General features: G+C 63.7%; 10 protein-coding genes and 1 pseudogene. 4 read left to right on the top strand and 7 right to left on the bottom strand.

Annotated features, from left to right (window positions below):
* Window positions 1–9: 9 nt before the first annotated feature.
* From AB3G45_RS16760 to AB3G45_RS16730, 7 genes and pseudogenes are all read right to left on the bottom strand, one after another.
* Window positions 10–699 (bottom strand): hypothetical protein, encoded by a 690-nt coding sequence (locus AB3G45_RS16760; protein WP_367831644.1) that lies wholly within the window; start codon window positions 697–699, stop codon window positions 10–12.
* Complete coding sequence (locus AB3G45_RS16755; RefSeq protein WP_367831643.1) at window positions 692–1,672, bottom strand: MvdC/MvdD family ATP grasp protein; 981 nt, start codon at window positions 1,670–1,672, stop codon at window positions 692–694. The genes AB3G45_RS16760 and AB3G45_RS16755 overlap by 8 nt, the downstream gene beginning before the upstream one ends.
* Before the next feature lie 416 nt (window positions 1,673–2,088).
* Window positions 2,089–3,330, bottom strand: coding sequence for a tyrosine-type recombinase/integrase (locus AB3G45_RS16750; protein ID WP_367831642.1), 1,242 nt, complete (start codon window positions 3,328–3,330; stop codon window positions 2,089–2,091).
* Between the two features lie 198 nt (window positions 3,331–3,528).
* Window positions 3,529–4,212 (bottom strand): annotated as a pseudogene (locus AB3G45_RS16745) (RadC family protein); the annotation flags it as partial.
* Between the two features lie 8 nt (window positions 4,213–4,220).
* Complete coding sequence (gene map, locus AB3G45_RS16740) at window positions 4,221–5,048, bottom strand: type I methionyl aminopeptidase (RefSeq protein ID WP_367831641.1); 828 nt, start codon at window positions 5,046–5,048, stop codon at window positions 4,221–4,223.
* Between the two features lie 30 nt (window positions 5,049–5,078).
* Window positions 5,079–5,798 carry a DNA/RNA nuclease SfsA gene (sfsA, locus tag AB3G45_RS16735; RefSeq protein ID WP_367831640.1) on the bottom strand — a complete coding sequence of 240 codons (720 nt, stop codon included), beginning with the start codon at window positions 5,796–5,798 and terminating at the stop codon, window positions 5,079–5,081.
* 13 nt (window positions 5,799–5,811) lie between these two features.
* Complete coding sequence (locus AB3G45_RS16730; protein ID WP_367831639.1) at window positions 5,812–7,668, bottom strand: PHA/PHB synthase family protein; 1,857 nt, start codon at window positions 7,666–7,668, stop codon at window positions 5,812–5,814.
* Window positions 7,669–7,793: 125 nt separating this feature from the next.
* On the opposite strand from AB3G45_RS16730, the gene AB3G45_RS16725 reads away from it, so the two are divergent.
* The 4 genes from AB3G45_RS16725 to recJ all read left to right on the top strand — a co-directional run bounded on the left by AB3G45_RS16725 (window position 7,794) and on the right by recJ (window position 13,038).
* Window positions 7,794–8,135, top strand: coding sequence for an SHOCT domain-containing protein (locus AB3G45_RS16725; protein ID WP_367831638.1), 342 nt, complete (start codon window positions 7,794–7,796; stop codon window positions 8,133–8,135).
* A 174-nt stretch (window positions 8,136–8,309) separates the two neighbouring features.
* A complete protein-coding gene (locus tag AB3G45_RS16720) occupies window positions 8,310–9,530 on the top strand; it encodes an LL-diaminopimelate aminotransferase (RefSeq protein WP_367831637.1) in 1,221 nt (406 codons plus the stop codon).
* A gap of 58 nt (window positions 9,531–9,588) precedes the next feature.
* The gene (locus tag AB3G45_RS16715; protein ID WP_367831636.1) at window positions 9,589–10,911 is read left to right on the top strand and encodes a homoserine dehydrogenase; all 1,323 of its coding nucleotides are present in this window, start codon (window positions 9,589–9,591) and stop codon (window positions 10,909–10,911) included.
* A 318-nt stretch (window positions 10,912–11,229) separates the two neighbouring features.
* Window positions 11,230–13,038, top strand: coding sequence for a single-stranded-DNA-specific exonuclease RecJ (recJ, locus tag AB3G45_RS16710; protein WP_367831635.1), 1,809 nt, complete (start codon window positions 11,230–11,232; stop codon window positions 13,036–13,038).
* Window positions 13,039–13,061: the final 23 nt, after the last annotated feature.

The following is a 13,061-nucleotide window of genomic DNA, read 5'->3' as shown; positions in this document are numbered from 1 at the left end:
TTCCTCGGCTCAGGAGACGGTCGTCTCTTTTGCTTCCGGGGGCTTAGTGGCCGGGACCATCTTATTCGTGGTCCCCCAAATACCTAACCGCTCGAAAATGTTATCGCCAAAAACTAGAAGAAGCGCCGCAAGAACGGCAAGAGCACCTGCTGCCCACAGCGGCACTTGGAGCCATTCTTCACGCGCGGCAAGCAGGAAAATACCACATAGCATGAAGAAGATGATCGCAAGCAAGCCGCTTCGCTGGCAACGGTGCAGTCTGAAGAGCTTTTCAGTATTCGGTTGAACCGCCTTCCGGTACTCCCAGATCAACCCCGCGATTTCTTCGCGCAGGGCATCCGGCCGGGCGAGCGGCTGAAAGTCGAAGACAGTGTCGATCTCCAGTCGGTACATTTTAGAGACCCCAAGAACGCGCACTGCGTTGTAAAGTCCCTTCACGAGAAACAGCAGCGAACCTAGGAAGAGTACCAGCAAGGACCACTTGCCGTCGCCCTTCGCCGCTTCAACCATCCCAACGAGCGGCACGATGAAGCCGGCCAGGATGCCAAGAATGGCAAGCATCGCCGTTGCCCGTGCTTCTGCAACCTTGCCGCGCTCGGCTTCTTGCGCACCACGCGCGCTGGCAAAGCGCAGCGACTGTTCAAGAACGTCGATATCCTCCGATACCAGCTGCTCTCGGATTTCGCGAATCTCACGCATAAGCAGCGCTCCGCATAGTCAGGCGATCTATGATCGCATCGCGGATCGGATAGCCGGTCTTTTGCTCGATCCACGCCCACTGGCCATTGGGATTTACTTCCAGGAAGTAGAAGAGGCCATCGGTTCCGTGCACCAGGTCGATTGCAGCAAAGCCCAGATTGAAGTGCTTGGCAATCGCGCGGCAATACGCGGCCACCTCCTGCGGAAGCTCAATCTGCTCATGCTTGAGGTCGAAAGCGCTGACATCCCAAAGACGCCAGTCAACTTCAGTATCCTCCCGCTCCTGCGAATGGATGGCAACCGGGAACAACTGATCTCCGATCAAAGTCACACGGACATCATATGCTTTTATGATCTCGCGCTGATAGATCATCGGCACGGTCGCATAGCTGTCGAAATTGTCGATAAATGCGCGTTCAACGCGCCGCGTCATTGCCAGTGTGACCGTATCGCCCTCATGGCTGAAACCATTCTTCACGGCTTTGCAGATGATGCGGCCGCCATGTTCGTCATAGAACGCGCGCACTCGCGCAGCCGACATGCTGACGCAGGTTTCCGGGATGCGGAACCCCAGCCTACCGGCGATGGCAAGCTGTTCAAGCTTGTTTGAGGCAAGCCACAGATTGCGGGGATGATTTAGCCACTTCCTGGCATCGATCAGCCGCCATAGGCCACGGAGAGTTTCCTTGATCTCGCGCTGGACGAACAGGCGGTCACTGTCGGCTGTCCCATTCGGCACAGCGGGCGCGCGCGGCTGCCTGAAATAGACTCCTGTAATCTCCTCGCTTTCCAGCATTTGTCCATCCTCGAACACGAGTCGGCATTCGGGGCGGCCGTTAAACGAGATGTCGATCTGGAATGCCCGGCCAAAATCTTCCGTGTTCAGGCGGAGAAACCGGATGCCGCGCTCCTTGAGGCGAAGTATAAGATAGTCGCAGGCAAGGTCAGACTTATTCGTGACGACTAGTAGCATCCCTCGTCCTCAGGGTCCGGATCGTCATCGCTGGGGGCCTGCATTGTCTTCGAGCCCGTGCTTGCGAACCAGTCCAGCGTGACGACGGGACGCGTTTCGCCGTCCTGTTGCGCAATGTTCAACTGCTCCGTGACGCAATAAGCCGAAGAAATGGATGTCATTTCGAAAGTTCTTGCGCCCTCAAGAAGATAAGATCGCTTCTCTTCCATAATCCCCCCATTGACGGCGGATAATTGTGCGCCGGTTCATGAACTGTCGCGAGAGTTGAGCGTTTCGTCAATGCAGATTGCAGTTAAAATCGCATCTCCGCTTTCCTTCTCGGATCACGGCCTATAAGGGCTTCTCCGAGCGAAGGTAGAGGGCGGTTTTCACCATCCCGCTGCGGGGGGAACGCACGGCCTTGGGTGGCCGGGAGATCATGCGGCAGCTTTCATGCGGTTTTTCGCCAGCATGGCTCGGACGAATTTATCCCATTTGGCCATGCCGGCACGCTTCTCCACCATATAGTTCCAGCGGTCGTAGTGTTTCGAGCTGACGTCCTGCAAGGCGTGGTTTTGCAAGCGATCGCGGATTTCCTTCGGCACGCCTGCCTTGCCGGCCAGCGTCTTGAACGTTCGGCGCAGGTCGCGGTTGGTGGCGTAGGGGATGACGCCACGATCGCGCTGGCGCCAGACGAAGCTGTAGAGCGTGCCGTGGCTTACAGGCTTCGACGGGTCTTTGGCCGAAGGGAAGAACCAGCCCCACTCGTTCGGCTTGATCGACCCGATCAACTCGGCAGCAAGCAAGGGCACAGGAACAGCATGGGGCTGGTCATTCTTGGTCTTGGACCAGTCGATGATCCGTTCCTTGGCATCCCATTGATCGAGGTGCAGGCGTGCGATCTCCTCGACGCGCTGGCCGGTCAGCATGATGAGCTGCACGGCGCGCGGGTAGGAGGGATGGACGGGCGTGTCGGGGCAGTCGAGCCAGCGATAGAGCTGGACGAACTCGTCTTCATCGAGCCAGCGCGTGCCCTGCACCTTGGGTTCGGTCGGGATACCTGTGGCCGGGTTGAAGGGGATGCGGAAGCGGCGAGCGGACTGCTGCCGATAGTCGTTGTCGGATTTCATGCCCCAGCTAAAGGCGGCATGGAGATAGGAGCGCACATGGTCGGCCATCGACTTGGCGCCACGCTCATAGATCGGGCGGATAAGCTCAATGATTTCCTCGGCCTCAATCTCGCGGGCGAGGCGGTTGCGCCCCAGTGTATCGGCGATCTTGTTGAGGCCCTTTTCGGTTTCCTTCCAGGACGGCTTCCCAGCGCCCTTGAGTGCCGCGACGTAGCCTTCGAACAGGTCGGCGACCGTACCAGGGCGGGTGTCGGTCGCGATCTTGATACTGCGGCCCTTCTGGATCACGTCCGCGAAGTCTCGCTTGTAGATCTCACGAGCCTGCGCGAGAGACATCGAGGGGTAGGCGCCCATCTTCTTCTTTGTGCGTTTGCCGTCCCGCCATTGCTGCGCCATCCAGTCGGCGGTGACGCGCTTGGGCATGGGCTTTAGAACGAGGACGAGACGACCAGTGCCACGTCCTTCGCCATCGGCGAGGTTCTCCTGCTTGCGGCTGATCTCGACGCGCTTCAGCGCATGTCGAATCGCTGTGTCAGTTAGGGCGGGCATAGCGTTTCCTCCTTTCCGGAACTGGGGTCAGTCGAGGAGAAACGGGGATCGCTTGCTGGGATCGGGAAGCCTGTTTCTACCCCTTTTACAGCCCCCAATTTGCCATAACCGCCCCCACTACGCAACGGCTAAAAAGGCTAACTTTCCCAGTGTTTCAGCGGGATTTTGCGTGACCGTGCGTGATCGAAATAAGCAAGTGGGGTGGTTGTGTACGAGGATGATCGCCGTCGACGACAGTTCCAGCGCGCGGCGCACCACCTCGCGCGGATAGACCGGCGTATGGTCCACCGTGCCGTGGCCCTGCACCTCGTCGGCGATCAGCGTGTTGCGCTTGTCGAGGAAGAGGATGCGGAACTGCTCGCGCGGCTCGTGCGCCATGGCGGCGTGGCAATACTGGATGACCGAGGACCAGGAGGCGAGCACGGTCTTGTTGCGGATCTCGCTCTTCAGCGTGCGCTGGGCGACGGCCGAGATGAGCTTCAGGTCCAGCGCCACCGCCTCGCCGATGCCCTTGACCTCCTGCAGCAGCGCCGGCGTCGCGCCGAAGACGCCGGAAAGCGTGCCGAAGCGTTCGAGCAGGGCCTTCGCCATCGGCTTCGTGTCGCGACGGGGAATGAAGCGGAAGAGGAGGAGTTCGAGGATCTCGTAGTCGGCGAGCGCCCCGTCGCCGCTGTCGCGGAAACGCAGCCGCAGCCGGTCGCGGTGGCCGTGATAGTGCTTGTCTTCCGCCGCCGCGATGGCCTTGGCGGGCGTCGCGCGGGCGGGGCGCTCGAAGAAGTGGCCCCGCTCGTCAGGGGTGTCGAAGAGGTCGTCGGCGTCCGGCGGGCCGTTTCCCGTATCGTGGGGGGAGGTCGTGTCCGTTCGTCCGCGCGGCCCCGTCATGGGCGGCCTTAAGCGGAAAGGCCGGGGCGGTCGAGGCCGCCGGGCGAAAGCGTGAAGATCTCGCAGCCATCCGCCGTCACGCCCACCGTGTGCTCGTACTGGGCGGAGAGCGAGCGGTCGCGCGTCACCGCCGTCCAGCCGTCGGAGAGCACCTTCACATGCGGGCGGCCGAGATTGATCATCGGCTCGATGGTGAAGATCATGCCCTCCTTCATTTCCGGCCCTTCGTTGGCGCGGCCGTAATGCAGGATGTTCGGCGCGTCGTGGAAGAGGCGGCCGACGCCGTGGCCGCAGAAATCGCGCACCACCGAGCAGCGCTCGGCTTCCGCATGAGCCTGGATCGCCTCGCCGATGGCGCCGGTGCGTGCGCCGGGCCTTACGGCGGCGATGCCGCGCATCAGGCATTCATGCGTCACTTCCAGCAGGCGCTCGGCGGCGCGCTTGATCTCGCCGACGGGATACATCCGGCTCGAATCGCCGTGCCAGCCGTCGAGGATGAAGGTGACGTCTATATTGACGACATCGCCCTCGCGCAGCGGCTTGTCGTTCGGAATGCCGTGACAGACGACGTGGTTGATCGAGGTGCAGCTCGACTTGGTGTAGCCGCGATAGTTCAGCGTCGCGGGCAGCGCGCCGTGATCCATGCCGAATTCGAAGACGAAGCGGTCGATGACGTCGGTGGCAACGCCCGGCTTGACCAGCGGATAGAGCGCATCGAGGCAGCGCGCCGTGAGCTGGCAGGCCTTGCGCATGCCGGCAAAGGCCTCGGCGTCGTAGAGGCGGATCACGCCCGTGTTCTTCAGCGGCGCGGAGGTCGCGTCGATATAGGTCACCATGGTCGAACTTTCGCTAGTCTGTCCGCATGTTCATAGATCAGCCAGACCGGGTTCGTCCATGGCGATCGACGCCACGGGCCGGATTTGCTGGGATGTAACGGCGCATTTGACCGCATAGGCCTCCACGCCGCGCGAAAGCGCGCGGCGGAAGCCGGCCGCATAGACGGGGTCGAGATCGGCGCAGATGCGGAACCGCGCGCAATCCTCCCGTTGGACGAGATAGAGCATCACCGCGCGAAAACCCGCCTCGGCCATATCGCCGAGTTCTTCGAGATGTTTCGCGCCGCGCGCCGTCACCGTGTCGGGGAACTCCGCAAGGCCGGCGGTGCGCCGGAAGTGCACGTTCTTCACCTCGACATAGGCGAGCGGCCGGTCCGGCGCGGAGAGGAGGATGTCGATGCGCGAATTGCGGCCGTATTTCTTCTCCCGTTCGAGAACGGGGTAGCTGCCGAGGTCGGAAACGAGGCCGGCGCGGATCGCTTCCTCCGCCAGCCGGTTCGGCAGGCCGGTATTGATCCCGACGACGGTGTCGTCCGCCTCCACCAGTTCGAGGCGATGGCGGTGCTTGCGCGTCGGGCTGTCGCTCTGCGACATCCAGATGCGCGAGCCCGGCGCCGTCAGGCCGCGCATCGAGCCGGTATTGGGGCAGGAGCCGGTGATCGCCGATCCGTCGTCGAGGATGGCGTCGAACAGGAAGCGCTTGTAGCGCTGCACGAGGGTGCCGGAAACGAGCGGCGGATCGAACTTCATGGGCGTTTTGCTGTCAGGCGCGCACGCGCACATAGGAGCCGGGCGCCTCCTCGATCGAATTCATGGTGCCGCCGGTCTTGCGCGCCGGCACCATGCGGTCGTCCTGCGTCTTGATCCAGTCGTGCCAATGCGGCCACCAGGAGCCCGGCGCTTCTTTCGCCTTTTCCACCCAGTCCTCGAATTCGCCCTTCACCGGGCCGCCGGTCCAGTACTGGTATTTCATCTTGTCCGGCGGATTGACGACGCCGGCGATGTGGCCGGAGCCGGCCATCACATAGGTCACCTTGCCGCCGAAGAGCTTGCTGCCGACGAAGACCGATTTCGCCGGCGCGATATGATCTTCCCTGGCGGCGAGGTTGTAGATCGGGATCTTGACGTCCTTCAGCGACAGTTTTTTGCCGGCGAGCTCCATCTCGCCCTTCGAGAGGGTGTTATTGAGATAGCAGTTCCTCAAATAAAACGAATGGTTGGCGGCAGGCATTCGCGTGGAATCTGAGTTCCAGTAGAGCAGGTCGAAGGGCATGGGATCCTGGCCCTTCAGGTAGTTGTTGACGAAATAGGGCCAGATCAGCTCGGAGGCGCGAAGCATGTTGAAGGCGGTCGCCATCTTCGAGCCGTCGAGATAGCCGGTCGCCTTCATGCCGCGCTCGATGAGGTCGATCTGCTCCTCGTCGGCAAAGACCTTCAGGTCGCCGGCATGGGTGAAGTCGACCTGCGTGGTGAAGAGCGTCGCCGTGCGGATGCGCTTGTCGCCCTCCTGGCCGTGCAAGGCGAGGGTGGCTGCGAGCAGCGTACCGCCGACGCAATAGCCGATGGCGTTCACTTCCTCCTCTCCGGTCGCCTGCTTGATGGTGTCGAGCGCGAAGCCGACGCCCTCGCGGGCATAGGATTCCCAGTCCTTGGCCGCATGCCGCTCGTCCGGGTTCACCCAGGAGATGACGAAGACCGTGTGGCCCTGGTCGACCGCCCACTTGATGAAGGATTTCGCCGGGTTGAGATCGAGGATGTAGAACTTGTTGATCCATGGCGGGCAGATCAGCAGAGGGCGCTTCAGCACCTTCTCCGTCGTCGCGTCGTACTGGATGACCTGGCAGACGTCGCTCTGCGCCAGCACTTTTCCCGGCGTCAGCGCCATGTTCTCGCCGATCGCGAACTTGCTCGTGTCGGTCTGGCGCAGCTTCAGGTCGCCGCGGCCGGCGGCGATGTCCTCGGCCAGCATCTTCATGCCGCGCACCAGATTGGCGCCGTTCGAGGCGACCGTCTCGCGGTAGAGCTGCGGATTGGTGGTGACGAAATTCGTCGGCGAGATCGCGCTGGCGATCTGCTTGACGTAGAAGCCCGCCTTGTGGCGCGTGTGCTCGTCGAGCCCCTCGGCATCGGCGACCAGCTTCTCCGCCCAGTCGGAGGTCACGAAATAGGCCTGGCGCAGGAAATCGAAGAACGGGTTCTTCACCCAGTCCTCGTCGGTAAAGCGCTTGTCCTTGCCGTGCGGATCGGGCGCGGGATCCTGCGGCTGGCCGGAAAGGCGCCCCAGCGTGCGCGACCAGATATTGAAGTAGCTGCCGAGCAGCAGCGTCTGCGCCTCCAGCGTGCGGCGCGGGTCCGTCAGCCAGTATTCGGAGACTTTGGAGAGGGTTTTCACCATGTCGACCATCGGCTCGGAGACCGTGTCGACCTTCTCGCCGCTTTCGCGCGGGGCAAGCCAGGCGGAGGCGGCCTTGCCGAGCTGCTCGATGGTGCGCGCGAAATTGACCGTCAGCGCCTCGGGATCCTTGACGATATAGGGCTCGATCGCCGCGGCATCGAAGGGCTGGAAACCGGGCGTGTTTCCGGCCGCGTCGCGTTCATTCGCCTTGCGTTCGTCGGCCATGGTTCCCTCCCGATTTTATTGTTACTTTTGTATTTTTACATTCTCTACGAAACAGATTACAAGGGCCTGACAGCCGCACAAGGCAATATCGGGAACCGGTCGTTTCGACAGGAGCATACAGCCACATGGCGTTCGAAATCAGGCGCTTGCGCGCCGCTCTTCTCATTGCCGCCGCCGCGGCGCTCGCGTCCTGCGCTTCGAGCGAGACGGCATCGACCGCGACGGTAAATGCCGGCGCCAACCGGGCCGACGTCTATCCCGACATCACGGCGATCGTCAGCGCCGAGACGCAGCAGATGAGCGACGAGGAGGCGGCCGGCTACAGCGCGCGCCTGACCGCGCTCTCGGGCAGCCGCCGCTCCGGCGCGATCTCGGAAGCCGAATACCGCCGTAAGCTCGCCGAATTGCAGGCGCTGCGCGACGGCCACGGCAAGGCGGCGCTTTCGCAAATCGAGAAGACGAATTAGCGCTTGCGTTTCCTGCCGTTTGGCAGCAAAGCGGAAGATGGCCAATTGGCCGTCGGCCGGGCGGAGCGCCTTCATTTCGAACGCTTTCGCCCGTATCCGATTTCTTGATTCGCACGGAGTTTTGCGCCGTCCGGCAAGGCCGCCGGAGGGGCTTCGTGCCTAACGGGGTTGAAGATGGAAGAGTTTCACAAGGTCCGGCGTCTGCCGCCGTATGTTTTCGAACAGGTCAACCGTTTGAAGGCAAGCGCGCGAGCGGGTGGCGCCGATATCATCGACCTTGGCATGGGCAACCCCGACCTGCCGACCCCCAAGGCCATCGTCGACAAGCTCTGCGAAGTGGTCCAGGACCCGCGCACTCACCGCTATTCCTCGTCCAAGGGCATTCCGGGCCTGCGCCGCGCCCAGGCCGCCTATTACGCGCGCCGCTTCGGCGTGAAGCTGAACCCGGAGACGCAGGTCGTCGCGACCCTCGGCTCCAAGGAGGGTTTTGCCAACATGGCGCAGGCGATCACCGCGCCGGGTGACGTCATCCTCTGCCCGAACCCGACCTATCCGATCCACGCCTTCGGCTTCCTGATGGCCGGCGGCGTGATCCGCTCCATGTCCGTCGAACCGGACGAGAGCTTCTTCCCGCCGCTCGAACGCGCCGTGCGCCACTCGATCCCCAAGCCGCTGGCGCTGATCCTCAACTATCCGTCGAACCCGACGGCGCATGTCGCCACGCTCGATTTCTACAAGGACGTCATCGCGTTTGCGAAGAAGCACGACATCATCGTGCTGTCCGACCTTGCCTATTCGGAAATCTATTTCGATGAGAACGCGCCGCCGCCGTCCGTTCTGGAAGTGCCCGGCGCCCTCGACCTGACGGTTGAATTCACTTCCATGTCGAAGACCTTCTCCATGCCCGGCTGGCGCATGGGCTTTGCCGTCGGCAACGAGCGGCTGATCGCCGCGCTGACCCGCGTCAAGTCCTATCTCGACTACGGCGCCTTCACGCCGATCCAGGTCGCCGCGACCCATGCGCTGAACGGTGACGGCTCGGACATCGCGGAAGTGCGCAACATCTACAAGCGCCGCCGCGACGTGATGGTCGACACCTTTGGCAAGGCCGGTTTCGAAGTGCCGCCGCCGGCCGCCACCATGTTCGCCTGGGCCAAGATCCCGGAAAAATTCCGTCACCTCGGCTCGCTGGAATTCTCCAAGCTTTTGGTCGAGAAGGCCGACGTCGCGGTCGCGCCGGGCATCGGTTTCGGCGAGATGGGCGACGACTACGTCCGCCTGGCGCTGGTCGAGAACGAGCACCGCATCCGCCAGGCTGCGCGCAGCATCAAGAAATTCCTCTCCACGGCGGACGAGACGATGCACAACGTCATCTCGCTGAACGCCCATCGCTGAAAAACCCGCCCTCCGCGCCTCTGCGGAGGGCCCTCTTCCAAAACGTTAGGACATGACCATGGCTGATGCCCTGAAGATCGGCATTGCGGGCTTGGGGACCGTTGGTGCCTCGCTCGCGAAGATTCTCGTCGAACGCAGGGACATGCTTCAGACGACGTGCGGCCGGCCGATCGAGATCACCGCCGTGACGGCCCGCAGCAAAGGCCGCGATCGCGGCGTCGATCTTTCGGCCGCCGAATGGTATGACGATCCGGTCGCGCTCGCCCGCGAGGCGAAGATCGACGTCTTCGTGGAACTGATGGGCGGCGCCGGCGATCCGGCCCGTGCCGCGGTCAAGGCGGCGCTATCGCGCGGCGTCCATGTCGTGACGGCGAACAAGGCGCTGCTCGCCGCCCATGGCGTGGAGCTTGCCGGCATCGCGGAGGAGAACGGCTCGCTCCTCAACTACGAGGCCGCCGTCGCCGGCGGCATTCCGGTCATCAAGGCGCTGCGCGAGTCGTTGACGGGCAACACGATTTCCCGCGTCTACGGCATCATGAACGGCACCTGCAACTACATCCTGACCAAGATGGAGAAGGAGGGCCTCAGCTTCGAGGCCTGCCTCAAGGAAGCCCAGCGCCTCGGCTATGCCGAGGCCGATCCCGCCTTCGACATCGAGGGCAACGACACGGCGCACAAGCTGTCGATCCTGACGACGCTCGCCTTCGGCACGAAGATTTCGGCCGACGACATCTATCTCGAAGGCATCACCAACATCTCGATCGACGACATCCGCGCCGCCGCCGATCTCGGCTACCGCATCAAGCTGCTCGGCGTGGCGCAGAAGACCGACACCGGCGTCGAACAGCGCGTACATCCGACCATGGTGCCGCTCGACAGCGTCATCGCGCAGGTGGACGGCGTGACGAACGCCGTGGCGATCGAATCGGACATTCTCGGCGAGCTGCTGATGGTCGGCCCCGGCGCCGGCGGCAATGCGACGGCCTCGGCCGTGCTCGGCGACATCGCCGACATCGCCAAGAGCCGCCCGGGCGCGCAGAGGGTGCCGGCGCTCGGCCGCCCGGCCGCCTCGCTCCAGCCCTACACGCGCGCGCAGATCCGCAAGCATCACGGCGGCTACTTCATCCGCCTCTCGGTGGAAGACCGCACCGGCGTCTTCGCCAGCATTGCAAGGCACATGGCGGAAAACGGCATCTCGCTGGAATCCATCGTGCAGCGCGCGCAGTCGACGACCGAATCGACCGACCCGAAGACCATCATCCTCGTCACCCACGCGACGATGGAGGATTCCGTCCGCAAGGCCGTGGCCTCCATCAAGGGCGAGGGCTACCTCGTCGGCGAACCGCAGGTGATCCGCATCGAGCGGCCGAAGACGGCCTGATTTGAGGTCCTCTTGACGCGGCACAAGATTATCGAAGACCTCGGCAATGGTTTTCGGTAACCTGTGCCACACGCTCCGTCATCCTCGGGCTTGACCCGAAGATCCATGCCTCACCCGCGACGGTGGATCCTCGGGTCAAGCCCGAGGATGACGAAGGAGAGGTTTTCGAGGGAAAGGTCTTCGCGACTTGTCTGCAGTCCAGAGCATTTCCAGCAAAAGTGCGAAGCGGTTTTGCGTCCGGAAATGCGGCAAAACAAGGAGATAGAGCGTTTTCGCGATACGGAGAAAAGCGGAAAAGCTCTCGTTGCCGGAGCCGCCATGAGCATGCTGGAAAACGCCGATCCCGTCAGCCGGGCCTTCCTCAATGTCGAGCGCTCGGTGACCGGCCAGCGCTGGGTGGCGCGGCTCGACCAGGCGGGGGAGAACCGGGCGCTGGCGATGAGCCAGAGCCACGGCCTGCCGGATCTCATCGCGCGCGTGCTGGCCGGGCGGGGCGTCGCCTTCGAGACCGCGCTCGAATTCCTCGACCCGACGCTGCGCCGCCTGATGCCCGAGCCCTACAGCCTGATGGACTGCGAGGCGGCGACCGAAAGGCTGGCGCTGGCCATCGAACGGCGCCAGCGCGTCGCGATCTTCGGCGACTATGACGTCGACGGCGCCTCCTCCTCGGCGCTGCTCTATCGTTTCCTCGCGCATTTCGGCGTCCAGGCGGAAATCTACATTCCCGACCGCATCTTCGAGGGCTACGGCCCCAACCCCAACGCCATCGCCCAGCTCATCGAGCGCGGCGCCGAGCTGATCGTCACGGTCGACTGCGGCTCGACCAGCCACGAATCGCTTGCCGTTGCCAAGGAGCGCGGCATCGACGTGGTCGTCATCGACCACCACCAGGTGGGCGAGGCGCTGCCGCCGGCCCATGCGCTGGTCAATCCGAACCGCGAGGACGACCTGTCGGGGCAGGGACACCTGTCGGCTGCCGGCGTCGTCTTCCTCGTCCTGGTGGCCTTGCAGCGGCTTTTGCGCGCGCGCGGCGATGCGCGTGCGGCCGGCTTCGATCTCCTCGCCATGCTCGACCTCGTGGCGCTCTCCACCGTCTGCGACGTCGTTCCCCTGAAGGGGCTCAACCGCGCCTATGTGGTCAAGGGCCTCGTCGCCGCGCGCCATCTCGGCAATGCTGGGCTGACCGCGCTCCTGAAGCAGGCGGGCATCGGCGGGCCGGTGACGCCGTATCATCTCGGCTTCCTCGTCGGCCCGCGCATCAATGCCGGCGGGCGCATCGGTGATGCGGCGCTCGGCAGCCGGCTTCTCACCATCGACGAGCCGGGCGAGGCCGAGCGCATCGCCAAGCAGCTCGACGACCTCAACCGCGAGCGACAGGCCATGGAGGCCGCCATGCTGGCCGAGGCGGAAGCCGAGGCGCAGGCGGAATACGGCACCGGGGACGGCGCCTCCGTCATCCTGACGGCCCGCGAGGGCTGGCATCCGGGTGTCGTCGGCCTGCTCGCCTCGCGCCTCAAGGACCGCTTCCGCCGCCCCGCCTTCGCCATCGCCTTCGATCCCTCCGGCAAGGGCACCGGTTCCGGCCGCTCGATCAGCGGCTTCGATCTCGGCCGCATGGTGCGTGCCGCCGTCGACGAGGGCATCCTCGTCAAGGGCGGTGGCCATGCCATGGCGGCAGGGCTGACGGTGGAGCGGGAAAAGCTCGGCCGCCTGCGCGGCTTCTTCGAGGAGCGCGCCGCGCGCACGGTGCGCGACCTGGTGGCGGTGGAAATGTTGAAGATCGACGGCGCGCTCAGCGCCAGCGGCGCGACGCTGGCGCTCGCCGACCGGCTCGAACAGGCCGGCCCCTACGGTTCCGGCCATCCGCAGCCGATCTTCGCATTGCCGGCGCACCGGATACGCGACGTCCGGCCCGTCGGCGTCAATCACCTGCGCCTGGAGCTCGAAGGCCCCGATGGCGGTCGTCTCGGCGCCATGGCCTTCCGTGCGGCGGAAGCCGATCTCGGATCGTTCCTGATGAAGCAGCGCGGACAGACGGTCCATGTCGCCGGCACGCTTTCCGCCGATAGCTGGCAGGGCAGCCGGCGCATACAGTTCCGCGTGCTGGACGCCGCAAAGGCGTTCTGACGGAACGGTCTCGATTACATCAT

Source organism: Shinella sp. S4-D37 (genome assembly GCF_040812195.1).
Lineage (GTDB): Bacteria > Pseudomonadota > Alphaproteobacteria > Rhizobiales > Rhizobiaceae > Shinella.
Note: the sequence above shows the minus strand (reverse complement) of the source record. Positions and strands in the feature narration are given on the sequence as shown.

Coding starts and splice junctions, on each gene's coding strand:
- map (WP_367831641.1), bottom strand. CDS start 5,048: ATGGTGACCTATATCGACGCGACCTCCGCGCCGCTGAAGAACACGGGC.
- AB3G45_RS16720 (WP_367831637.1), top strand. CDS start 8,310: ATGGAAGAGTTTCACAAGGTCCGGCGTCTGCCGCCGTATGTTTTCGAA.
- AB3G45_RS16750 (WP_367831642.1), bottom strand. CDS start 3,330: ATGCCCGCCCTAACTGACACAGCGATTCGACATGCGCTGAAGCGCGTC.
- AB3G45_RS16755 (WP_367831643.1), bottom strand. CDS start 1,672: ATGCTACTAGTCGTCACGAATAAGTCTGACCTTGCCTGCGACTATCTT.
- AB3G45_RS16715 (WP_367831636.1), top strand. CDS start 9,589: ATGGCTGATGCCCTGAAGATCGGCATTGCGGGCTTGGGGACCGTTGGT.
- sfsA (WP_367831640.1), bottom strand. CDS start 5,798: ATGAAGTTCGATCCGCCGCTCGTTTCCGGCACCCTCGTGCAGCGCTAC.
- AB3G45_RS16760 (WP_367831644.1), bottom strand. CDS start 699: ATGCGTGAGATTCGCGAAATCCGAGAGCAGCTGGTATCGGAGGATATC.
- AB3G45_RS16725 (WP_367831638.1), top strand. CDS start 7,794: ATGGCGTTCGAAATCAGGCGCTTGCGCGCCGCTCTTCTCATTGCCGCC.
- AB3G45_RS16730 (WP_367831639.1), bottom strand. CDS start 7,668: ATGGCCGACGAACGCAAGGCGAATGAACGCGACGCGGCCGGAAACACG.
- recJ (WP_367831635.1), top strand. CDS start 11,230: ATGAGCATGCTGGAAAACGCCGATCCCGTCAGCCGGGCCTTCCTCAAT.